Source organism: Mesorhizobium sp. WSM3626, from assembly GCF_000513935.1.
GTDB classification, from domain to species: Bacteria; Pseudomonadota; Alphaproteobacteria; order Rhizobiales; family Rhizobiaceae; genus Mesorhizobium; species Mesorhizobium salmacidum.
Window position 1 is genome coordinate 125,929 of the sequence record NZ_AZUY01000003.1, and the last position, 21,848, is coordinate 147,776.

The following is a 21,848-nucleotide window of genomic DNA, read 5'->3' on the forward strand; positions in this document are numbered from 1 at the left end:
GACATGCATTAGAAAGGCAGTTTCATTCCCGGCGGGATGGGCAGGCCGGCGGTCAACGCCTTGGTCTTTTCCTGCATGATCTGCTCGACCTTGGCCTTGGCGTCATTGTGCGCGGCAAGAATCAAATCCTCGAGGATTTCGACCTCGTCTTCCCTAAACAAAGACGGGTCGATCTTCAGCGACTTGATGTCGAACTTTCCGCTCAACGTGATGCTGACCAAGCCGCCGCCGGCCTGGCCGACGGCTTCGACCGTGGCGATCTCATCCTGCATGGCCTGGAACTTGGCCTGCATTTCCTTCGCCTTGCCCATCAGGCCGAGAAGATCTTTCATGGTCCGATCCTTTGCGGATTAGTGCTGGATATCAGGGTTCGTCGTCATCGGCCGGCGGCTCGACCGGCATTTCGGCTTCGGTCGCGTCGGCGTCCGGCGTATCGGGAATGCGCACATCGATGATCTTGGCGCCGGGAAAGCGGGCCAGGATGGCGGCCACGGTCGGGTCGTTCCTGGCGTCGAGGAAGGCGTTTTCCCGCTTCGTCGATTCCATTTCGGCCAACGTCTGGCCGCCGTCTTCCTTCGACAGCGACACCAGCCAGCTGCGGCCGGTCCAGGCGCGCAGTTTCGTCGTCAGCTCGTTGAGCAGCATCTTGGGCGCGTCATCGGTCAGGCTGACGTCGATGCGGCCGGGTTCCATGTGCACCAGACGGATGCAGCGCTTGACCAGCACCTTGAAGGCGATGTCGCGCTGCGCGTCGGCGAGGGCAACGATGTCGGCCAGCGATTTCAGCGGTAGGGCTTGCGTCTCCGGCGCCGACTGCGGGGGCGCTAGGAAGGCGGCCGGAGCGGGCGTGGCCTCGACCAGCCGCATGGTCTGCGCGCCGCCCGACCCGCCAGGCATGCGCGCCTGCGCCACGGCGCTGGCGCCATTGCCGCCTGCACCGCCATTGCCGGGGTTCACGGGCGCGCCGTTCGGGCGCGGCGCGGCGCCAGTCTTCGAAGCACCGCTCTCCAGCGATCTCAGCGCCTCGTCCAATGTCGGCAGGTCGGCGGCGTGCGCCAGCCGGATCAACACCATTTCGGCGGCACTGACCGGCCGGTTGGAGGACTGCACCTCGGGAATGCCCTTGAGCAGCATCTGCCAGGTCCGTGACAGCACGCGGACCGACAGCGCCCTGGCGAAATCGGCGCCGCGCTGGCGCTCGTCCTGCGACAGCGAGGCATCGTCCATGGCGGTCGGCACGAAGCGCAAACGGGTGACGAGGTGGTTGAACTCGGCCAGATCGATGAGCACGGCGGCCGGATCGGCGCCGGTGTCGTATTGCGCGCGGAATTCGCCGAGTGCCGCCGCCACATCGCCCTTCATCACATATTCGAACAGATCGACGATGCGGGCGCGGTCGGCGAGCCCCAGCATGGCGCGCACGGCCTCGGCGCTGACGGAGCCGGCGCCATGGGCGATCGCCTGGTCGAGAATGGAGAGCGAATCGCGGGCGGAACCTTCCGCAGCGCGCGCGATCATGGCCAGCGCGTCGTCGTCGACTGAAATGCCTTCCTTGCCGGCGATCGAGGAGAGATGCGCGACCAGCGCGCCGGCGTCGATGCGCCGCAGGTCGAAACGCTGGCAGCGCGACAGGACGGTGATCGGAACCTTGCGGATCTCGGTGGTGGCGAAGATGAACTTGACGTGCGGCGGCGGTTCTTCCAGCGTCTTCAGCAAGCCGTTGAAGGCCTGCGTGGACAGCATGTGCACTTCATCGATGATGTAGACCTTGTAGCGAGCCGAGACGGGCGCATAGCGCACGCGCTCAATGATGTCCCTGATGTCGTCGATACCGGTGTGCGAGGCGGCGTCCATCTCGATGACGTCGACATGGCGGCCTTCCATGATCGCCTGGCAATGCTCGCCAAGCACGGCGAGGTCGACCGAGGGCTGGTCAACAGTGGCGGTTTTATAATTCAGGGCACGCGCCAGTATGCGCGCCGTCGTGGTCTTGCCGACGCCGCGCACGCCGGTCAGCATCCAGGCCTGGGCAATGCGGCCAGTGGCAAAGGCGTTGGTGAGGGTGCGCACCATCGGCTCCTGGCCGACGAGCTCGGAGAAATTCGACGGACGGTATTTGCGCGCCAGCACGCGATAGGCAGCGGCCTTGCCCGTCGCCAGGCTATCGGGCCCCGAATTTCCGGCTTCGCTCATTCGCCCGTTAAGCTCCAAAAGGCCGCCCAAAGGCGCCGATTCCTGCGCATAGTCTCGCCCGCGCTGCAATGCGTCGTCAATGTCGCGGGGAGGGCCGATGAGGTGGGAGGCTGGAACAATGACCCGTTCCGGGCTCGTTAGGGCTGCTTCCTTCCGGACCTGACCCGGTTGGCGAGTGGATCGTCCACCACCAACCTCCCGCTGTCCATATCGGCAATTGCGCGACGAAATGCAAGTGCGCAGGCAAATCGGCACCGCGAACCACGAGATTCGCTTGCAGCCCCGGTGCAGCCGCTTTAGCGTTCAGGGTTTGAGGAAGCCAAGAAAAGCAAGGGAAACGCCGATGCTGCCGGGCCTGAAGGCCGGATTCACGCTGGATGCCCGGCTGGAGGCTGACAGCGAGCAGTTGATGTGGCTTGGGCTGTGCGAATTGCGTGTGATGAACGACCGCCGCTGGCCATGGCTGCTGCTCGTGCCGCAGCGCCCGGGCGCGGAGGAAATCCACGACATGACGCCGCTCGACCAGGCGATGCTGACCTTCGAGACCAACATGGTGGCGCAGGCGCTGAAGAAGGTGAGCGGCTGCACCAAGATCAACACCGGCGCGCTCGGCAACATCGTGCGCCAACTGCATGTCCACATCATCGCACGATCCGAGGGCGACCCCGGCTGGCCCGGCCCGGTGTGGGGACATGGCCTGCGCGAGCCCTATGAGCCTTCCGACCTGCGCCGGTTTGCCGAAACGATAAGGGCGGCGCTATAAGCCTTCCCCGTGTCCATCCCAAGCATGTCCATCCCAAAGCACCAGAGTCCCTATGAGCTTCCGCCTGTTTGACGCGCCCCTGCGCGAGCCGAGCCAGTTCGTCGGCTTTGCCGGCAACACGATCGACCGGCAATCCGAGAACCGAGCCGACGATTCGGTCGAAAAGGCGCTGGCCGATCCGACGACACGGCTGCTTTTGATGAATGGCGGCCGGCTCCACCTGAAACTGGCGGATGGCGGTTTCGACCCTTGGTACCGCGTCGCCGAGAGCGAGCCCTTCAGCCCTTCCTTCACCCAGGGCGTCCTGCTCGGGTTTTCCGAACAGGGGCCGGTGCTGGCGGTCCTGGCCGGCATCGATCCCGAACAGTTGCCTGAAACCGTCAAGGCGATCGATTACCGCTCGGTCTATATGCAAGGGCTGATCGACGAGGCCGCCGCCGGCGCGATGGCGCAAGGGGCGGCCCTGCTCGCCTGGCACGCCAGCCACCGCTTCTGCAGCAAATGCGGCACCGAATCGCAGATGCGGGCGGGTGGCTACAAACGCCATTGCTCCAATTGCGGCACCGAGCATTTTCCGCGCACCGACCCGGTGGCGATCATGCTGACGGCGACGCGGGAGAAATGCCTGCTCGGGCGCGGCCGGCATTTTGGGCCGGGCATGTATTCGGCGCTTGCCGGCTTCATCGAGCCGGGCGAGACGATCGAGGCGGCGGTGCGCCGCGAAACGCTGGAGGAAGCCGGAATACGGCTCGGCCGCGTCGTCTACCACGCCAGCCAACCCTGGCCGTTTCCCTATTCGCTGATGATCGGCTGCTTCGGCGAGCCGCTCAACGACGACATCCAGGCCGATCTCGACGAGTTGGAGGACTGCCGCTGGTTTTTGCGCGACGAGGTGCGCCTGATGCTGGACCGTGCGCACCCCCACGCCCTGGTCACGCCGCCGAAAGGCGCCATCGCGCATCACCTCATCCGTGCCTGGGTCGACAGCGAATTGTGAATATCGAAGTCATTGCAGGAGAGACAAATGATCCGTCACACCGTCGTCTTCACGCTGAAGCACCCGCCGCATTCGCTGGAGGAAAAGCGATTTCTCGTCGACGCCAGGAAAATCCTCTCGGCGATCCGGGGCGTCACGCATTTCGAGCAATTGCGGCAGGTCAGCCCCAAGAACGATTATCGGTTCGGCTTCTCGATGGAGTTCGCCGACCAGGCCGCCTACACCAGGTACAACGACCATCCCGACCATGTCGCCTTCGTGCGCGACCGCTGGGTGCCGGAGGTCGAGACCTTCATGGAGATCGACTACGTGCCGCTGGGCTGGTAGCTCAATCCGCCACCTTCCACTGCTCGCGCGACTGGCTGGCCGGATAGACGCCGAGGATCCGCACTTCCCGCGAGAAGAAGCGAAGCTCGTCCAGCGCCAGCTTGACCAGCGGATCGTCTGGGTGGCCCTCGATGTCGGCGTAGAACAGCGTCGCCGTGAAGGCGCCGAGCTGATAGCTCTCCAGCTTGGTCATGTTGATGCCGTTGGTGGCGAAGCCGCCCATGGCCTTGTAGAGCGCGGCCGGCACGTTGCGGACGCGGAAGATGAAGGTCGTCATCATCTTGACGTCGGGTGCCGGGCGCTCGGCCCATTGCTTGTTCTTGGTCAGGACCACGAAGCGGGTGACGTTGCTGTCGGTGTCCTCGACGTTCTCCTCGATGATATCGAGCCCGTAGAGCGTCGCGGCCAGCGCCGGAGCGAGCGCGGCCATGGTGCGGTCCTTGACTTCGGAGACCATTTTGGCGGCGCCCGCCGTGTCACCGGCGACTACTCCTTTCCAGCCATTCTTGCGGATGTATTTGCGGCACTGGCCGAGTGCGTGGATGTGGGTGTGCACGGTCTTGATCTCGTCGCGCCTGACGCCGGGCAGCACCATCAGCTGGAAATGGATCGGCAGGAAATATTCGCCGACAATGTGCATCCTCGATTCCGGCAGAAGATGGTGGATGTCGGCAACGCGTCCGGCGATGGTGTTCTCGATCGGGATCATGGCGAGATCGGCCTTGCCGGTCTCGACGGCATTGAACGCGTCCTCGAAGGTCGGGCACGGCAACGGCTCCATCGAGGGATAGACATTGCGGCAGGCGGTGTCGGAATTGGCGCCCGGCTCGCCCTGGAAGGATATTCTGTTGGTCTTTTCAGGCATGCGGATATCTCAGTTTGAAAGAATTTCCCTGGCGCGTTCCAGGTCATGCGGCGTGTCGACGCCAAGCGGCAGCGACTGCACGATCTCGGCGTCGATGCGCATGCCGGCCTCCAGTGCCCGCAGCTGCTCCAGCCGCTCGCGGCGCTCCAGCGGCGACGGCTTCAGCGCGACGAAACGCTCGAGCGCGGCGCGGCGATAGGCGTAGAGACCGACATGGTGATAGAGCGGCCCCTCGCCCCACGGTGCAGTGGCGCGGGTGAAATAGAGCGCCCGCAACCGCGTGCCGGAGAGCGGCGAGCCGACGATCTTGACGACGTTGGAGTTGGTCTTTTCCTCCTCGCGAACGATCTCGACGCCGAGCGTGGCGATATCGACCATGGCGTCCTCGAACGGCCTGAGCGAGGCTGCGATGATTGCGGGATCGATGGTCGGCAGGTCGCCCTGCACATTGACGATCGTTTCGACCTTGCCCAGGGGATCAAGAGCAACCAACGCCTCGTGGATGCGATCCGAGCCGGACTCATGATCCATGCGCGTCATCACCGCCTCGAAACCATGCGCGCGCACCGCCTCGGCCACGCTCTGCGTGTCGGTTGCCACCACCACCCGGCCAAGGCCGGCTTCGGCCGCGCGGCGGGCGACATGCACGATCATCGGCGCGCCTGATATATCGGCCAGCGGCTTGCCCGGCAGGCGGGTCGAGGCCATGCGGGCCGGTATCAGGATCAAGGTGGACATCGGTCTGGCAGGCGTCCGAAACGAGGAGGGGAAAAGTGGCAAAAGGTCTCACTGGCAGCGCCCTTATAGGTGTTGCAACGCCCGAGCAAAAGACCTAGTTTCCGCCCGATTTGACCGGCTCTGGAGGGCAGGTCTCGATACCGACGGACGGAATGGACGGATCAGTCCGCCGGAAAAGGGAGCAAGGGGCGAATGGATTCCAACGAAGTCAACAAACTGCTCGCCGGATTGCTCGGAACTGTCTTCGTCGTTTTCTCGGTCGGCCTGGTGTCGGACGCGCTGTTTGCCTCGCCCGCGCCGGAAAAGCCCGGCTTCGCCATCGAGGCGGCGGAACCGGCCGAAGGTGGAGCCGCCGCTCCGGCAGCAGCCGAAAAGCCGATCGCCGACCTCCTAGCCAGTGCCAGCGTCGACCAGGGCGCTGCTATCTTCAAGAAATGCCAGGCCTGCCATTCCGGCGAAAAGGGCGGCCCAAACAAGGTCGGCCCCGATCTTTGGGATCTCGTCGACCGCCCGGTCGCCGAGCATGAAGGCTTCGCGTATTCGGCCGGCATGAAGGAATTCTCCAAGGGCGGCTCCGAGAAGTGGACCTACGACAACATCAACCACTTCATCACCTCGCCGAAGAAATTCGTGAAGGGCACGGCGATGGGCTTTGCCGGCCTGCCGAAGGAAGAAGACCGCGCCAACGTCATCGCCTATCTGCGCACGCTGTCGGACAACCCCAAGCCGCTGCCGGCGCCGGGCGCCGCCGCGGACGCCAGCGCGCCGGCCAAGCCCGCCGATGGAGCCGCCCCGGCAAAGCCTGCGGCGCCTGCCGCTTCGGCAGCGCCTGCGCCGGCCGCACCGGCAAAATAACCGGAAATACCGTGATCATCTTGAAAAAGCCGGGTTCTGCCCGGCTTTTTCGTTAGGGAAAACGCATGGTGCGGCGACAAAGCCGCGCATGGCGGTTTTCACGAGCGCCAAATCATCTAGATTGCGTCTGGATGATCCGCAGGCATGACGAAGAGGATAGTGCATGACGGTTGGCCGAACGCTTCTCAAGTCGTTGTTGGCGGCGGCCTTGCTGGCGGCGGGATTGCAGGCAACCCGGGCCGATGAGTGGCGGACCACCTCATCGCTGATCGGCGAATCCAAATACGGCGACAATTTCCAACACTATGACTACGTCAATCCGAACGCGCCGAAGGGCGGCACGCTGAATTCGGTGCTGCTTGGCACCTATGACAGCTTCAATCCCTATATCGTCCAGGGATCGCCGGCGGCAGGTCTCGCCGGATTCGGCGGCGGCCTGCTCTACGACACGCTGATGGAGCAGGCGACCGATGAGGGCAGCGTCAGCCATCCCCTGATCGCCGACGCCTACAAATACCCGGCTGACTATTCCTCGGCGACGTACCGGCTCGATCCGCGCGCCAAATGGCATGACGGCCAGCCGATCACCGTCGACGACGTGATCTGGTCGTTCAAGGTGCTAAAGGCGAACAGCCCGCAATACAGCCGCTACTTCGAGAACGTCACCGATGCGGTGGCAATCTCCGACCGCGAGGTCGAATTCCATTTCAACCAGAAGGGCAACCGCGAACTGCCCAAGATCATGGGCGACCTTGCCGTGCTGCCGAAACACTGGTGGGAAGGCACGGACGCCGGCGGCAAGAAGCGCGACGTCACCAGGCCGACATTGGAAATCCCGCTCGGCTCGGCCGCCTACAAGATCGCCAGCTTCAAGCCGGGTTCGGAAATCGTCTGGCAGCGCGTGCCGGACTATTGGGCGGCCAAGCTGCCGGTGAAGGTAGGCCGCGAGAATTTCGACACGCGCCGATACACCTACATCCTCGACGACAATGCCGCCTGGCTTGCCTTCACCAAGGGGGGGCTGGAAGACATCAACCGTGAATACAGTTCCCGCAAATGGGCGACGGCCTATAATTTCCCGGCCATCCAGGCCGGCGACGTCATCAAGAAGGATTTCCAGACCCACTCGCCACAGCCGATGCAGGGCTTTGCTCTCAACCAGAGGCGGCCGCTGTTCCAAGACCGGCTGGTCCGCGAAGCACTGACCATACCGTTCGACTTCGAAAGCATGAATCGTACGCTGTTCTTCGGTTTCAATACCCGAACATCAAGCTATTTCCAGGGTACCGAACTAGCATCCAGCGGATTGCCGCAGGGCAAGGAACTGGAAATCCTGGAAAAATACCGCGACAAGCTGCCGCCGGAACTCTTCACCCAGGAATTCAAGCTGCCTGTCTACGACTCTCCGCAAGCGGAGCGAAAGTACCTGAAGCAGGCCGTCGATCTCTTCGCCAAGGCCGGATGGCTCATCAAGGGTGGCAAGATGGTCAACGCCAAGACAGGCGCACCGTTCAAGTTCGAGATCCTCGGCTGGAATGACACAGACCAGGTGATCGCCAGCCCCTATATAGCCAATCTGCGCAAGATCGGCGTCGACGCTACTCTGCGCATCATCGACCAGACGCAGTACATCAACCGCGTCAACAACTTTGATTTCGATGTCGTGACGGGTCTGTTCGGCCAGTCGGATTCGCCCGGCAACGAGCAGCGCGATTTCTGGAGTTCCAAGGCGGCCGATGCGCCTGGTTCGCGCAACCTGATGGGCATCAAGGATCCAATCGTCGATGCGCTGGTCGATCGCATCATCTTCGCCACCGATCGCGATGATCTCGTCGCCGCCACACACGCACTCGACCGCGTCCTGCTGTGGAACTTCTATGTGGTGCCGCAATATTACCGTTCCGCGGTCTGGCTGGCCTATTGGAACAAGTTCAAGTTCCCCGACAAGCAGCCTGCCTATGTGGGCGCCGATATCGATTCCTGGTGGGTCGATCTCGACAAGGAAAAAGCGCTGGCGGCCAAATACAAGGGCGGCAATTGATGGCGGCGCTGCCCCGCCGCGATTTCCTGGCTTTGGGCGGCGCCGCCGCTGCCGCCGCCTTGATCCCGGGCAAAGCCTTCGCAAACATTGCGACCGGCACCAAGCTGCACGGTCTGTCCGCCTTCGGCGATCTCAAATACAAGCCTGATTTCCCGCATTTCGACTATGTCAATCCGGACGCGCCCAAGGGCGGCCAGATGAATTTCGCGCCGCCCAACGCAACCCTCAATCAGAGCTTCCTGACTTTCAACACGCTGAATTTCCTGGTGTTGAAAGGGGAGGCGCCGCCGCGCGCCGAACTCTGCTTCGATTCCCTGATGACAAGTGCGCTCGATGAGCCGGATGCGGTCTATGGCTTGCTTGCCGAGTCCGTCACGCTGTCGCAAGACCGCAACGGCTTCCGCTTCGCGCTTCGACCGCAAGCGCGTTTCCACGACGGCTCGCCGCTGACCGCCGAGGACGTCGCCTTCGCGCTGAAACTTTACAAGGACCAAGGCCACCCGAACCTTTCCAAGGCGCTGCGGCATATGACGGAAGCGGTCGCGGTCGATCCAGTCACCCTTGCCCTGACCTTCAATGGCGAACAGTCGGCGCAAAACATCCTGGCGGTCGTGGGAATGCCGATCGTGTCCAAGGCCTTTTATTCGGCCAACAATTTCGATGCCTCGACGATGACACCGCCGCTTGGCTCGGGACCCTACAGAATTGGGCGCGTGGCGGCCGGACAGACTGTCGAATATGACCGCGTGGCCGACTATTGGGGCCGCGATCTCCCGGTGAACCACGGCCTGTACAATTTCGATCGTATCCGCATCGATTTCTATCTCGACCGGCAGGCGGCCTTCGAAGCGTTCAAGAAAGGCGACACGCATTTTCGCGAGGAATTCACCGCGCGTGTATGGGCGACCGGATACGACTTTCCAGCGTTGAAGGACGGCAAGGTCGTCAAACGGGAATTTCCCGGCGAGAAGACCCNGGACATGCAGGGCGTCGCTCTGAACCAGCGTCGTCCGCAATTTCGCGATGAACGGGTGCGACGGGCGATCGCCAGATGCTTCGATTTCGAATGGATGAAGCGGGCGCTGTTTTACGGCTCTTACGAACGCGCTCAATCGAATTTCGAACGGTCGAATTACAAAGCCGAAGGCCTGCCCTCGCCCGAGGAATTGGCCCTGCTGGAGCCGTTCAGGGCCGAGTTGCCGCCAGAGGTCTTCGGTGAGGCCGTAACGCAGCCTCTCTCCGACGGGTCGGGCCATGACCGCAAGCAGCTGGGCGAGGCTTCGCGATTGCTTGCGCAAGCCGGCTGGAAGCGTGTGGGCAGTTTTCTCGTCAACGACAAGGGTGAGCGGCTGCGGGTTGAAATGCTGGCGGAGGATGACGGCATCGTTCGCATCTACACCCCTTGGTCCGAGAATATGAAGGCGATCGGAATCGACGCATCGATCCGGCAAGTCGATTCAGCGCAATACGAACAGCGGCAGAGCGATTTCGACTTCGATCTCGACATGCTGCATTGGTCGATCGGAGCGACACCGACTGATGACGGGCTGGAAATGCTCTATGATTCCCGGATGGCTGATACACCGGGGCAGCGCAATTATCCGGGTACGAAAAGCAAGGCCATCGATGCGCTGATCGTGGCGGCCGGCAAGGCGCAAAGCCGCGCAGAACTCGTCACCGCGCTCAGGGCGCTCGACCGGGTCTTGCGCGCGCGGCTAGACTGGATTCCAACATACTATCTGGCGAATCACCGCGTCGCCTATTGGGATATGTTCGGCTTTGTCGAGCAAAAGCCCGATTTCGGCTTTCCGGTCGAGACGCTGTGGTGGTTCGATAAAGGCAAGGCGGCAAAAATTGGCAAAGGCTGAGATGTTCGCACGAGCAGGACGCGAGGCCTGATGGGCGCCTATATACTGCGCCGTATCCTTTTGATGATCCCGACCCTGTTCGGCATCATGGCGATATCCTTCGCCGTCATCCAGTTCGCCCCAGGCGGCCCGGTCGAGCAAGTCATCGCCAAGCTGACCAACCAGGGCGGCAGCGACCGCCTCGGCGGTGGCGGCGGCGACGCGGGCGGCTCCAATTTCGATGCTGCCGGCGATGTCGGTTCGAAATATCGCGGCGCCCAGGGTCTCGACCCCGAATTCATCAAGAAGCTGGAGAAGCAGTTCGGCTTCGACAAGCCGCCGCTCGAACGCTTCGGCATGATGCTGTGGAATTACGCCAGGTTCGATTTCGGCAACAGCTATTTCCGCGATATTTCCGTGCTCGACCTGATCCTTGAGAAGATGCCTGTGTCGATTTCGATCGGGCTCTGGATCACGTTGTTGTCCTATCTGATCTCGATCCCGCTCGGCATCCGCAAGGCTGTGAAGGACGGCAGCCCCTTCGACGTCTGGACCAGCGGCGTCGTCATTGTCGGCTATGCCATTCCGGGCTTCCTGTTCGGCATCCTTTTGATGGTGCTGTTTGCCGGCGGCTCGTTCTGGGACTGGTTCCCGTTGCGCGGCATCGTTTCCGACAATTGGGACCAGTTGTCCTGGCCGGCCAGGATTGCCGATTATTTCTGGCACATGACCTTGCCGCTGACGGCGCTGGTGCTGTCGGCCTTCGCCACGACGACGCTTTTGACCAAGAACTCGTTCCTGGAGGAAATCCGCAAGCAGTATGTGGTGACGGCGCGCGCCAAGGGCCTGTCGGAACGGCAGGTGCTTTACGGGCACGTCTTCCGCAACGCCATGCTGATCGTCATCGCCGGCTTCCCGGGCGCCTTCATCTCGGCCTTCTTCACCGGCTCGCTGCTGATCGAGAACATCTTTTCCCTCGACGGGCTCGGCCTGCTCGGCTTCCGGTCGGTGGTCGAGCGCGACTATCCCGTGGTGTTCGCCAATCTCTATATCTTCTCGCTGCTTGGCCTGTTCGTCGGGCTCCTGTCCGACCTGATGTACACCTGGGTCGATCCGCGCATCGATTTCGAGCGGAGAGACGTCTGATGTCGGAGGCAAGCGTTACCGCCGGTGTCTTGCCGGAGCGGCTCCCACGGCCGTTCCTGTCGCCGCTCAACAAGCGTCGCCTGCAGAATTTCAAGGCCAACCGGCGCGGCTACTGGTCGCTGTGGATTTTCCTCGTTCTGTTCGTGCTGTCGCTGTTTGCCGAATTCATCGCCAACGACAAGCCGATCATCGCTTCCTACAAGGGCGAAATCCTTTTCCCGGTGATGGTCGCTTACCCCGAGGAGAAATTCGGCGGCTTCTATGCCGTCACTGACTATCGCGACCCGGTAATCCAGGACGAGATCAATGCCCATGGCTGGATGATCTGGCCGCCGATCCGCTATTCCTACCAGACCGTCAACAACGCCATTCCCGAAGCGGCACCCGCCAAGCCGTCGTGGGAATATGACGCCAAGACGCGCTGCAACCAGTATCCACAAGGAGCCGATGACCCGGCCTGCAATGTCGGTAACTGGAACTGGTTCGGCACCGACGACCAGGCGCGCGACGTGCTGGCGCGAGTCATCTACGGTTTCCGCATTTCGGTGCTGTTCGGCCTGATCCTGACCGCGGGCTCGGCGCTGATCGGCGTCGGCGCCGGTGCGTTGCAGGGCTATTTCGGCGGCTGGACCGATCTGCTGTTCCAACGCTTCATCGAGATCTGGTCGGCCATTCCCGTGCTTTATCTGCTGCTGATCGTCGCCGCCATCCTGCCGCCGGGCTTTTTCATCCTGCTTGGCCTGATGCTGCTGTTCTCCTGGGTGGCGCTGGTAGGCGTGGTGCGGGCCGAGTTCCTGCGCGCCCGCAACTTCGAATATGTCAACGCGGCGCGCGCGCTCGGCGTGCGCAACCGCACCATCATGTTCCGGCACCTGCTGCCCAACGCGATGGTGGCGACATTGACCTTCCTGCCCTTTTTGCTGAGCGGATCTATCTCGACGCTGACCTCGCTCGACTATCTCGGCTTCGGCCTGCCGCCCGGCTCCGCCTCGCTCGGCGAACTGCTCAAGCAGGCACAGCGCAACCTCAACGCGCCTTGGCTCGGCATATCCGGCTTCGTCGTCATCTCGCTGATGCTGTCGCTGCTGGTCTTTGTCGGCGAGGCGACGCGCGACGCCTTCGATCCGCGCAAGACGTTCAAATGAGCGAAGCCCCCTTGCTCAGCGTCCAGGACCTCAGCGTCGCCTTCAGCCAGGACCGCGGCCAGTCTGTCGCCGTCGACCATATCTCGTTCGACATCGCCAGGGGCGAGACTGTGGCGCTTGTCGGCGAATCCGGCTCCGGCAAATCGGTCTCGGCGCTGTCGGTGCTGAAGCTGCTGCCCTACCCCAGCGCCAGCCACCCATCGGGCAAGATCCTGTTCCAGGGCGCCGACCTGCTGGCCATGAGCGAGAAGCAATTGCGGCAGGTGCGCGGCAACAAGATCACCATGATCTTCCAGGAGCCGATGACCTCGCTCAATCCGTTGCACACGATCGAGCACCAGATCGTCGAGATCCTGAAGCTGCATCAAGGCATGAGCGACCGTCCGGCCAAGGCGCGCACGCTGGCCCTGCTGAAAGAGGTCGGCATCCGCGATCCGGAAAAACGGCTCGATGCCTATCCGCACCAGCTTTCGGGCGGCCAGCGCCAACGCGTCATGATCGCCATGGCGCTCGCCAACGAGCCGGAACTGTTGATCGCCGACGAGCCGACGACGGCACTCGACGTCACCGTGCAGGCACAGATCCTCGAACTGCTCGCGGGCCTCAAAAGCCGCAAGGGCATGTCGATGCTGTTCATCACCCATGACCTCGGCATCGTACGCAAGATCGCCGACCGGGTCTGCGTGATGACCAAGGGCAAGATCGTCGAGACCGGACCGACCAAGGACATCTTCGCCAGCCCGCAGCACCCCTATACGCGTCATCTTCTGGCCGCCGAGCCGAAAGGCAAGCCACCAGCCGCCAATGCCGAAGCCAAGCCTGTCATGACCGGCAAGGACATCAAGGTCTGGTTTCCGATCAAGCAGGGCTTCTTCCGGCGCACTGTCGATCATGTGAAGGCGGTCGACGGCATCGACGTCACGGTGCGCGCCGGCCAGACGCTGGGCGTGGTTGGAGAATCCGGCTCCGGCAAGACCACGCTCGGCCTGGCGCTGGCGCGCATGATCTCGTCGACCGGAACCATCAAGTTCAACGGCCGCGACATCAACCAGCTCACCTTCAACGCCATGCGGCCGCTCAGGCGCGAACTGCAGATCGTCTTCCAGGACCCGTTCGGTTCGCTCAGCCCGCGCATGTCGATCGCCGAGATCATCGAGGAAGGCCTGAAGATCCACGAGCCGAAGCTGTCGCCCGACGAGCGCGACGACAAGGTGGCCGCCGTGCTGAAGGAAGTCGGCCTCGACCCGGCGACCCGAAACCGCTATCCGCACGAATTTTCCGGTGGCCAGCGCCAGCGTGTCGCCATCGCGCGCGCCATGGTGCTCAACCCGCGCTTCGTCATGCTGGACGAGCCGACATCGGCGCTCGACATGAGCGTGCAGGCGCAGGTCGTCGATCTCCTGCGCAATTTGCAGGCCAAGCACGACCTCGCCTATCTCTTCATCAGCCATGACCTCAAGGTCATCCGGGCGCTGGCCAATGACGTCATCGTCATGCGCAACGGCCAGATCGTCGAAGCCGGCCCTTCCGAACAGATTTTTGGAAATCCGCAAACCGACTATACTCGGGCGCTGATCTCGGCCGCCTTCAAGATCGAGACGGCGCCGACAGGCGTGGTCAGCGAGTGATCCGCATAAGGAAGGACTGAACGAACCGCGATGGAAAAAGGCCGCATCCTGCTTGCCGTCACCGGCTTTCATCCGCAGCGCTGGCGCGACCTGTTGTCGGCGGAGCGCGAGGTGGTGCTGGAGCCGGACGGCGCCAAAGATCCCTCGATCACCTATGCGGTGGTCTGGAAGCACAAGCCCAACCTGATGTCGTCGCTGCCCAATCTGCGCGCCATCTTCTCTATCGGCGCCGGCGTCGATCATATCTTCGCCGATCCCGGCCTGCCCGACGTGCCGATCGTCAAGGTCGTCGCCGACAACCTCACGCAGTACATGACCGAGTACGTCGTCTGGCGGGTGCTCGACCATCATCGGCAGGGCCTGCTCTACAGGTCGCAGCAGCTGAAGAAGATCTGGCACGAACCGCAACAGAGGCCGGCCGGCGACATTTCCGTCGGCATCATGGGTCTCGGCAGTCTCGGCCGGGCCGCGGCCTCGGTACTTCTCTCGCTCGGCTTCGCGGTCAACGGCTGGTCGCGCACCGACCGGCCGATGAATGGGGTGGCGACCTATTCCGGCGAAGCAGGCCTGATCCCGTTCCTCAATGCCACCGACATTCTGGTGGTGCTTCTGCCGTTGACGCCGGATACGCAAGGCATCATCAATTACGGCGTGCTGAAGGAGTTGCGCAAGCGCAACGGGCTTGGCGGCTCGGTGCTGATCAACGCCGGGCGTGGGCGCCTGCAGAAGGACGCCGACATCGTGCGGGCATTGGACGACGGTACGCTGAAGGAAGCGAGCCTCGACGTGTTCGAGGTCGAACCGCTGCCGAAGACCAGTCCGCTGTGGCGCCATCCGAAAGTGTTCGTGACGCCGCATGCCGCGGCGACCTCCGATCCCGTGCACCTGGCGCCGATCATGCTGCGCCAGATGGACGCTTTCGAGCGCGGCGAGAAGCTCGACAATCTGGTGGACCGCAAGGCGGGATATTAGCCAGACATCGTCGTCACCTGGCCAAGTCCCAGTCCTGAAAACATTTCTTGATCGCCCGAACCGAAGACAGCTGCAGCTTCTGCAGGTCGATCTGCTCCAACATCGCCCTGTATCTCTGCCGGTTTTTCGGCGTGGCCACGGCGATGTGGTGGATCATGTCCCATTTGATGCTGTCGCGCCCGCCTTCCAAGCCACCGCGCCTCTCCCTCTCGAACAGGGTTCGCCTGAAATAACGCAGCAGACTTGCCGAAGTGGAGATGTCCAGCAGGATCAATCCCGTCGCGCGCTGGAAGCGTTGCGGCATGCAGACCGAGTAGTTTCCGTCCATCACCCACCGCTCACCGGCGATCGCGGCGTCATGCAAGGCAATGAACTCGTCCCTCGGACGCTGCCCCCAATCCGTGTTGGGCAGATGAAAGAGCAGATCGAGATGGATGGGCGTCAGGCCACGCTTGCGCGCGATCGCGTCGGCAAGCGTCGACTTGCCGCTGTTGGACGGCCCCAAATGCAGATGCGATCGCCGAGGTCCGAGAGGTTCACCGGATGGATCCTAGCAAGATGGACGATTGGTCATCAGCCGGGTAGAGCGAACTTCTTCTGCTTGTCCGGCTTGCCGCAGTCGCGGCGATCGATGGACCGGTTCATGGCATCGATTTCGCCTGACGCCTTGTCGCTGTCGCGCTGGGCCTTGGAGCGCATGTCGGGCGTGAACGGGCCGAAGCCCATGGCGGGATTGGAGAAGGTCGGCTTGGCGGTGGTCGGGAGATTATATTGCTGCGCCAATCCGTTGCGCTGCGCCAGCAACTGATCGCATGGCACGCTGTCATATTGCAGCGAGGATTCGATGTTGGCGTCCTGCCGCTCGGACGCCGAGTTGCCGACGCAGCCGGCGGTTGCCAGGCAAGACGCCAAGATCATCATGTTCCAGCGCATCGAAGTGCTCCTCCCGGTATCCCACCCTGATGCGACCAGATCGCAAATATCAATCGCGCACGCAAATCGGACTTTTTCGCAGCAGTACCAAGCAGTGTCGGAATCGCCGCCGTGAGTATCATCGGACTTCAAGCCGCGTGCGCCTTCCGTGCCACGACGGCCAGCCCTTTGACGGGCTCGCGGCGATCCTGGCGGATGCTTGTTGGCTTCAACGCCACGATCGAGAGGCCGTTGGCCTCGAGGGTCCGCCTGACATAGCCCTCCGAATGGGCGTAGCGCCGCGACGGCTGCAGTGCCAAGTCGCCGCCATCCGCCAGGCTCTCGACGGAAAAGGCGAACAGGCCGTCCTGGGCGAGCAGGCCGGCGACCGTTCCAACAAAACCTTCGAGCCCGCCGATGTAGATCAGCACGTCGGCCGACGTCACCAGATCGGCCTTGTCGCCCGAATAGGAAAAATCCTGCAAATCCGCTTTTGTCAGCGCGTCATAGATATTTTTTGCCCGCGCTTTCCTCAGCATCCTTGCCGAAATATCGACGCCCTCCAGCCGGTCGACAATTGGCCTCAGCCTCTCGCCCATCAGTCCGGTGCCGCAGCCCAGGTCGAGCGCCAGGCGGAAGCGGCCCGGCCTTGCCTCGCGGATGGCGGCGTCGAGCACCTCGGGCAGCCGGTAGTCGAGCTTGCCGACCAGCATCTCCTCGAATGTCTCGGCATAGTGGTCGAAAAGCGTCTCGACAAAGGCGCTGGGCGGCGCCATCGAGGCCGGACCCCTGCCGATCAGCTGCAGTTTGAGAGCCGCGCCCTGGCGATCGGCCGGATCGAGTTTCATCGACGTCGTCCAGGCTTGCGCCGCCAGTCGAGCCTGCCTGATGCCTCCTGCATCTCGCCGAGCCGAAACCAGCCCATTGCCCATTGCGGCGCCAGTTCCAGCGCGCCGAGCAGCAACTCGGCCGCGGCAGTGTGATCGCCGGAGGCAAAGAGCATTTCGGCATAATCCGCACGGCGATCGGCGTTCGGGTCGCCCGACGAGGTCTGAAGCGGTTTCATGGTGATGGTTCCACCGGCAGGATAGCCGGCCCGCCATCTCTGTAGAGCAAAGCATGCCGAAGCTGAACCGAATTGAGCAGGCTTTGCCCGGGAGTCAGCAGTCTCGGGCAACAGGCTTCCCGCGCCGGAATTATATCCTATCTTGGCACCATGCGCGCCAGCGACCTGCTTCATCCCCGGCCCGAAGGCCTCTACTGCCCGCCGGGAGATTTCTTCATCGACCCGGTGCGGCCGGTGAACCGGGCGCTGATCACGCACGGCCATTCCGACCATGCGCGTTCCGGCCACGGCTCGGTGCTTGCGACGCAGCAGACGCTCGACATCATGGGGCTGCGCTATGGCGAGGACTTTGCCGGGACGACGCAGGCAGCTGCGTTCGGCGAGACGATTGCCATCGACGGCGTCGATGTCAGCTTTCATCCGGCTGGCCATGTGCTGGGCTCGGCGCAGATATCGGTCGAGCACCAGGGCAGGCGCATCGTCGCCTCCGGCGACTACAAGCGACAGAAGGACGCGACCTGCGCGCCGTTCGAGCCTATCGCCTGCGACGTCTTCATAACCGAGGCGACCTTTGGCCTGCCGGTGTTTCGCCATCCGCCCGACACGGAAGAGATCGCCCGCCTCTTGAAATCGGCGGCGCAATTCCCGGAGCGTTCGCATCTGGTCGGGGCCTACGCACTGGGCAAGGCGCAGCGGGTGATGCGGCTGCTGCGCGATGCCGGGTACGACAAGCCGCTCTACATCCATGGCGCGCTGGCCAAGCTCAGCGAATATTACCAGAGCCAGGGCATAGATCTCGGCGAACTCGAACCGGCGACGGTGGAGAGCGGTGCCAAGCAGGATTTCGCCGGCGCCATCGTGGTCGGCCCGCCATCGGCCTTCGCCGACCGCTGGGCGCGGCGCTTTCCCGATCCGATCTCGTGCTTCGCGTCGGGCTGGATGCGCATCCGCCAGCGCGCCAGGCAAGGCGGCGTCGAGCTGCCGCTGATCATCTCGGACCATGCCGACTGGGACGAACTGATCATCACCATCAAGGAGACCGGCGCCGAGGAAATCTGGGTCACGCACGGCCGAGAGGAAGCACTGGTGCGCTGGTGCGAGTTGGAAGGGATAGCGGCCAGACCACTGCATCTGGTGGGCTACGAGGACGAGGACGATTGAGGATGACACCCATCGATGCCGCGCTCTACGGCGCCCCCCTCTGTCCTGCCGGACATCTCCCCCTCGAGTGGGGAGATTGGCAGCTTTGGCGGCGTCGCTGTTTCTTCAACGTTGAAAGCTGGCGAAAGCAGACGCGACATCCGATCTCCCCCCTGGAGGGGGAGATGTCCGGCAGGACAGAGGGGGGCGCCTCGCGCAAACCTCTTCCCTTCGTGCGGTCCTCATCGCCATGAACCGCTTCGCCGAACTTCTCGACCGTCTGGTGCTGACGCCGTCGCGCAACGGCAAGCTGACGCTTCTGACCGATTATTTCCGCAGCGTCGAGGATCCCGATCGCGGCCTGGCGCTGGCGGCCATCACTGGCGATCTCAGGATTGCCGCGGTCAAGCCGGCCATGCTGCGCACGCTGGTCATCGAACGCATGGACCCGGTGCTGTTCGGCTATTCCTACGACTATGTCGGCGATCTCGCCGAGACGGTGTCGCTGGTCTGGCCGCAAACGCCTGGCAGGATCGCGAACCGCGAGCCGACGCTTGGCGAGGTGGTGGCGAAGCTGCAGGCGGCAAGCCGCTCCGACGGACCGAAGGTGCTGGCGGGGCTGCTCGACAGCGCCGGCATCTCGGCACGCTTTGCCATCATCAAGCTGGTCACCGGCGGTCTGCGCATCGGTGTCTCGGCGCGGCTGGCCAAACAGGCGCTGGCCGATTTTGGCAAGGTCGACGTCGCCGAGATCGAGGAGCTCTGGCATGGGCTGTCGCCGCCCTACACGGCGCTGTTCGCCTGGCTGGAAGGCAAGGCCGAAAAACCGCGCAACACGGCGATGGCGCTGTTCCGCCCGGTCATGCTGTCCAATCCGATCGGCGACGGCGACCTCGAGAAGCTCGATCCGGTGGACTATGCGGCCGAGTGGAAATGGGACGGGATCCGCGTCCAGGCGGTGGCCGAAGGCGGCATCCGCAGGCTCTATTCGCGCACCGGCGACGATGTCTCGGGCGCCTTTCCAGATCTCGCCGACGCCATGCATTTTTCCGCGACGCTCGATGGCGAGTTGCTGGTCGGCGATCCGCGAGAAGCGACGGGAACCTTCTCGGACCTGCAGCAGCGGCTGAACCGCAAGACGGTGACGCCGAAGATGCAGCAGCAGTATCCGGCCTTCATGCGCTGCTACGACCTGCTGCAGATCGGCGCGGAGGATCTGCGCGGACTGTCCTTCCGCGAGCGGCGCGGCCGTCTCGAAGCCTTCATCGGGACGCTCGATCCCAGCCGCTTCGATCTCTCCCCCTTCGTCGAGTTCACGGACTGGCAGGCGCTCGAGGACCTGCGCCGTGCGCCGCCGCATCCGATCATCGAAGGCGTGATGCTGAAGCGCTGGGATTCGCCGTATGTCGCGGGCCGGCCGAAGGGTCCGTGGTTCAAATGGAAGCGCGATCCGCACACGGTGGACGCCGTGCTGATGTATGCCCAGCGCGGCCACGGCAAGCGCTCGAGCTTCTATTCCGACTATACATTCGGCGTCTGGTCCGGAGCCGAGGGCGCGGAGGAACTGGTGCCGGTCGGCAAGGCCTATTTCGGCTTCACCGACGAGGAACTGAGGCAGATCGACAAATATGTCCGCGACAACACGGTCGAGCGCTTTGGGCCGGTGCGCTCGGTGCGCGCCGACCGCGACAATGGCCTGGTGCTGGAAGTCGCCTTCGAGGGGCTCAACCGCTCGACCCGGCATAAATCGGGCGTCGCCATGCGTTTCCCCAGGATTTCACGGCTGCGCTGGGACAAGCCGGCCAACGAGGCCGACCGCATAGAAACCCTGCAGGCGCTGCTCGACCGCTAGGAGCGGCCGATATGTCGGTCGCAACGGTTCAGGGTTCGATCGAGACGCGGATCTCGTAGACGTTGACCGCCTTGCCCTGTTTGTCGAAATCGGAATTGATGGCGATGGTTCCGGCTGAGCCGGGATGCTTCTCGGGGAACTTCACGTCGAACAGATATTCGTTTTTCTGCTGACCGACCGCGTAGCGCTTGCGGCCGCAGTCGCCGAGTTCGCCGAAATTGCAGTCGACCGAGATCTGCGTGTCCTTGCCGTCCTCGGCGCGGGCGATGATGTCGAACACGGCGTGCTTGCCGGCGAGCTTTTCCAGCACGCCCTGCCCGACGTCGAAGGCGATCGCCGAGCCGGAGGCGCCGGACTGGATGCGCAGGAACGGCCCGCTGTCGTCCTTCATCACCTCGGCCTTGGCGTCCGACGGGGCGGCGACATGGGTCGGGTCGGTCGGCGAAAACACATTGATCCAGTCGCGCGACTGATCCGCGGAACCGGGCTTTGCCGGTGCATTGGCGCCGTCGGCCGGGGTAAAATCGTCGTCCTCGACCGTCGGCGGCGCTTCCGGCGGCGCGGTATTGAGCTGCGCGGCCGTTTTGAACACACCGGTCTGCATGGCGAAGTACAGTCCGATACCAATCGCCGCGAGCAGCGTGACCGTGAAGAAAATAGCGGTCAGCGGCAGGCGCCGGCCGCGTATGCGCCGCTCATCGCGGTCGGGCGCTACTTCCGTCGCGGCTCCCGGCGCGGCGGGAGCCGACATGTCGATGGCTGGCGCGCCGGGAAGACTGGCGTCCGGCATGATGTCGGGAACCACCGGCAGCACGCGCGAGCGCGGCGCGTCGGATCCGGGCCGCACTGGGCCGTCGACGGAGACGGCGGGCGATGGCGCCCTCGGGCCGGCCTCGACCGCAGGCGCTGCGCCGCTCTCGGCCTTGCCTGCCGGCGTGTCGATCTGCGGGGCAACGCCTGGCACCGCCGGCAGATACTCGGATTCGATTTCGGTGATTTTCGCCTGGATAGCCTTGCGGCGCTTGATGGCGACCTCCACGGTCACGCCGGGATTGGCCTGGAGCGCACGGTCGAGCGCGGCGAAGGCCGCACGATAGACCCTCTCGCGGAACGCGCGGTCCTCGGCGTTGCCCTTTTCCAAGGCGTTCCGGATCGCTTTTTCGATCGCGTCCAAGCGAGGTCCCTCTGCAAATTGCCACAAGCTTTCATGATGGTTAGCGGCAGGCGACCAATCAATCAACGGGCGGGCAGCCGCATTCTGCCTCGACGGGCCGTTCAAAGTCCATCTTCGCGATGTTCCGGCAAACAAAATCGGAATCTGCCGGCGATTCCAGCATGCAGGGACGCCAGAACCCCGGTTT

The 21,848-nt window shown here is 63.3% G+C and carries 18 protein-coding genes, 1 other RNA gene and 2 pseudogenes; 12 read left to right on the top strand and 9 right to left on the bottom strand.

Features of this window, described 5'->3' with window-relative positions; translation table 11 throughout:
• Nucleotides 1-8 precede the first annotated feature (8 nt).
• From M653_RS0103625 to ffs, 3 genes are all read right to left on the bottom strand, one after another.
• Nucleotides 9-332, bottom strand: coding sequence for a YbaB/EbfC family nucleoid-associated protein (locus tag M653_RS0103625; RefSeq protein ID WP_027142071.1), 324 nt, complete (start codon nt 330-332; stop codon nt 9-11).
• A 31-nt stretch (nt 333-363) separates the two neighbouring features.
• Complete coding sequence (locus M653_RS0103630) at nt 364-2,193, bottom strand: DNA polymerase III subunit gamma/tau (protein WP_027142072.1); 1,830 nt, start codon at nt 2,191-2,193, stop codon at nt 364-366.
• A gap of 102 nt (nt 2,194-2,295) precedes the next feature.
• Nucleotides 2,296-2,392: signal recognition particle sRNA small type (gene ffs / locus M653_RS1000000135275), an RNA gene on the bottom strand.
• 144 nt (nt 2,393-2,536) lie between these two features.
• On the opposite strand from ffs, the gene M653_RS0103635 reads away from it, so the two are divergent.
• The 3 genes from M653_RS0103635 to M653_RS0103645 are packed head-to-tail and all read left to right on the top strand — an operon-like array spanning nt 2,537 to nt 4,280.
• Nucleotides 2,537-2,956: an HIT family protein gene (locus M653_RS0103635; protein WP_027142073.1), complete on the top strand. Its 420-nt coding sequence runs from the start codon at nt 2,537-2,539 to the stop codon at nt 2,954-2,956.
• Nucleotides 2,957-3,008: 52 nt separating this feature from the next.
• Nucleotides 3,009-3,953 (top strand): NAD(+) diphosphatase, encoded by a 945-nt coding sequence (gene nudC / locus M653_RS0103640; protein WP_027142074.1) that lies wholly within the window; start codon nt 3,009-3,011, stop codon nt 3,951-3,953.
• A 27-nt stretch (nt 3,954-3,980) separates the two neighbouring features.
• Nucleotides 3,981-4,280, top strand: coding sequence for a Dabb family protein (locus M653_RS0103645; protein ID WP_027142075.1), 300 nt, complete (start codon nt 3,981-3,983; stop codon nt 4,278-4,280).
• 1 nt (nt 4,281) lies between these two features.
• On the opposite strand, the gene M653_RS0103650 is transcribed toward M653_RS0103645, so the two are convergent.
• Both M653_RS0103650 and M653_RS0103655 read right to left on the bottom strand, forming a co-directional pair.
• Nucleotides 4,282-5,145 (bottom strand): prephenate dehydratase, encoded by an 864-nt coding sequence (locus M653_RS0103650; protein ID WP_027142076.1) that lies wholly within the window; start codon nt 5,143-5,145, stop codon nt 4,282-4,284.
• A 9-nt stretch (nt 5,146-5,154) separates the two neighbouring features.
• A complete protein-coding gene (locus M653_RS0103655) occupies nt 5,155-5,883 on the bottom strand; it encodes a 3-deoxy-manno-octulosonate cytidylyltransferase (protein WP_027142077.1) in 729 nt (242 codons plus the stop codon).
• A gap of 192 nt (nt 5,884-6,075) precedes the next feature.
• Between M653_RS0103655 and M653_RS0103660 the strand changes: the two genes are divergently transcribed.
• The 7 genes from M653_RS0103660 (at nt 6,076) to M653_RS0103690 (ending at nt 15,517) form a co-directional block, all read left to right on the top strand.
• Nucleotides 6,076-6,738, top strand: a complete 663-nt coding sequence (locus M653_RS0103660; protein WP_027142078.1) for a cytochrome c family protein — start codon at nt 6,076-6,078, stop codon at nt 6,736-6,738.
• A gap of 163 nt (nt 6,739-6,901) precedes the next feature.
• A complete protein-coding gene (locus M653_RS0103665; RefSeq protein WP_027142079.1) occupies nt 6,902-8,779 on the top strand; it encodes an extracellular solute-binding protein in 1,878 nt (625 codons plus the stop codon).
• Nucleotides 8,779-10,647: an extracellular solute-binding protein gene (locus M653_RS0103670; RefSeq protein WP_027142080.1), complete on the top strand. Its 1,869-nt coding sequence runs from the start codon at nt 8,779-8,781 to the stop codon at nt 10,645-10,647. Before M653_RS0103665 ends, M653_RS0103670 begins: the two co-directional genes overlap by 1 nt.
• Before the next feature lie 30 nt (nt 10,648-10,677).
• Nucleotides 10,678-11,772, top strand: a complete 1,095-nt coding sequence (locus tag M653_RS0103675; protein WP_027142081.1) for a microcin C ABC transporter permease YejB — start codon at nt 10,678-10,680, stop codon at nt 11,770-11,772.
• On the top strand, nt 11,772-12,917 hold the full coding sequence (locus M653_RS0103680; RefSeq protein ID WP_027142082.1) for an ABC transporter permease: 1,146 nt from the start codon (nt 11,772-11,774) through the stop codon (nt 12,915-12,917). The genes M653_RS0103675 and M653_RS0103680 overlap by 1 nt, the downstream gene beginning before the upstream one ends.
• Nucleotides 12,914-14,545 carry an ABC transporter ATP-binding protein gene (locus tag M653_RS0103685; RefSeq protein WP_027142083.1) on the top strand — a complete coding sequence of 544 codons (1,632 nt, stop codon included), beginning with the start codon at nt 12,914-12,916 and terminating at the stop codon, nt 14,543-14,545. The genes M653_RS0103680 and M653_RS0103685 overlap by 4 nt, the downstream gene beginning before the upstream one ends.
• A gap of 30 nt (nt 14,546-14,575) precedes the next feature.
• Nucleotides 14,576-15,517, top strand: coding sequence for a glyoxylate/hydroxypyruvate reductase A (locus M653_RS0103690; protein WP_027142084.1), 942 nt, complete (start codon nt 14,576-14,578; stop codon nt 15,515-15,517).
• Between the two features lie 13 nt (nt 15,518-15,530).
• On the opposite strand, the pseudogene M653_RS1000000134275 reads toward M653_RS0103690, so the two are convergent.
• The 3 genes and pseudogenes from M653_RS1000000134275 to M653_RS1000000134280 all read right to left on the bottom strand — a co-directional run bounded on the left by M653_RS1000000134275 (nt 15,531) and on the right by M653_RS1000000134280 (nt 17,495).
• Nucleotides 15,531-16,057, bottom strand: a pseudogene (locus tag M653_RS1000000134275) (AAA family ATPase).
• A 33-nt stretch (nt 16,058-16,090) separates the two neighbouring features.
• The gene (locus tag M653_RS0103700; RefSeq protein WP_027142085.1) at nt 16,091-16,450 is read right to left on the bottom strand and encodes a hypothetical protein; all 360 of its coding nucleotides are present in this window, start codon (nt 16,448-16,450) and stop codon (nt 16,091-16,093) included.
• A 128-nt stretch (nt 16,451-16,578) separates the two neighbouring features.
• Nucleotides 16,579-17,495: pseudogene (locus M653_RS1000000134280) on the bottom strand (methyltransferase domain-containing protein).
• 150 nt (nt 17,496-17,645) lie between these two features.
• Between M653_RS1000000134280 and M653_RS0103710 the strand changes: the two are divergent.
• Nucleotides 17,646-18,656, top strand: coding sequence for a ligase-associated DNA damage response exonuclease (locus tag M653_RS0103710; RefSeq protein ID WP_027142086.1), 1,011 nt, complete (start codon nt 17,646-17,648; stop codon nt 18,654-18,656).
• 229 nt (nt 18,657-18,885) lie between these two features.
• Entirely contained in the window at nt 18,886-20,487 is a 1,602-nt protein-coding gene (locus tag M653_RS0103715) for a cisplatin damage response ATP-dependent DNA ligase (protein WP_027142087.1), read from the top strand.
• Nucleotides 20,488-20,515: 28 nt separating this feature from the next.
• Here M653_RS0103715 and M653_RS0103720 read toward each other — a convergent pair whose 3' ends face one another.
• On the bottom strand, nt 20,516-21,661 hold the full coding sequence (locus M653_RS0103720) for a hypothetical protein (RefSeq protein WP_027142088.1): 1,146 nt from the start codon (nt 21,659-21,661) through the stop codon (nt 20,516-20,518).
• Nucleotides 21,662-21,848 lie beyond the last annotated feature (187 nt).

Coding starts and splice junctions, on each gene's coding strand:
- M653_RS0103625 (WP_027142071.1), bottom strand. CDS start 332: ATGAAAGATCTTCTCGGCCTGATGGGCAAGGCGAAGGAAATGCAGGCC.
- M653_RS0103630 (WP_027142072.1), bottom strand. CDS start 2,193: ATGAGCGAAGCCGGAAATTCGGGGCCCGATAGCCTGGCGACGGGCAAG.
- M653_RS0103635 (WP_027142073.1), top strand. CDS start 2,537: ATGCTGCCGGGCCTGAAGGCCGGATTCACGCTGGATGCCCGGCTGGAG.
- nudC (WP_027142074.1), top strand. CDS start 3,009: ATGAGCTTCCGCCTGTTTGACGCGCCCCTGCGCGAGCCGAGCCAGTTC.
- M653_RS0103645 (WP_027142075.1), top strand. CDS start 3,981: ATGATCCGTCACACCGTCGTCTTCACGCTGAAGCACCCGCCGCATTCG.
- M653_RS0103650 (WP_027142076.1), bottom strand. CDS start 5,145: ATGCCTGAAAAGACCAACAGAATATCCTTCCAGGGCGAGCCGGGCGCC.
- M653_RS0103655 (WP_027142077.1), bottom strand. CDS start 5,883: ATGTCCACCTTGATCCTGATACCGGCCCGCATGGCCTCGACCCGCCTG.
- M653_RS0103660 (WP_027142078.1), top strand. CDS start 6,076: ATGGATTCCAACGAAGTCAACAAACTGCTCGCCGGATTGCTCGGAACT.
- M653_RS0103665 (WP_027142079.1), top strand. CDS start 6,902: ATGACGGTTGGCCGAACGCTTCTCAAGTCGTTGTTGGCGGCGGCCTTG.
- M653_RS0103675 (WP_027142081.1), top strand. CDS start 10,678: ATGGGCGCCTATATACTGCGCCGTATCCTTTTGATGATCCCGACCCTG.
- M653_RS0103680 (WP_027142082.1), top strand. CDS start 11,772: ATGTCGGAGGCAAGCGTTACCGCCGGTGTCTTGCCGGAGCGGCTCCCA.
- M653_RS0103685 (WP_027142083.1), top strand. CDS start 12,914: ATGAGCGAAGCCCCCTTGCTCAGCGTCCAGGACCTCAGCGTCGCCTTC.
- M653_RS0103690 (WP_027142084.1), top strand. CDS start 14,576: ATGGAAAAAGGCCGCATCCTGCTTGCCGTCACCGGCTTTCATCCGCAG.
- M653_RS0103700 (WP_027142085.1), bottom strand. CDS start 16,450: ATGCGCTGGAACATGATGATCTTGGCGTCTTGCCTGGCAACCGCCGGC.
- M653_RS0103710 (WP_027142086.1), top strand. CDS start 17,646: ATGCGCGCCAGCGACCTGCTTCATCCCCGGCCCGAAGGCCTCTACTGC.
- M653_RS0103715 (WP_027142087.1), top strand. CDS start 18,886: ATGAACCGCTTCGCCGAACTTCTCGACCGTCTGGTGCTGACGCCGTCG.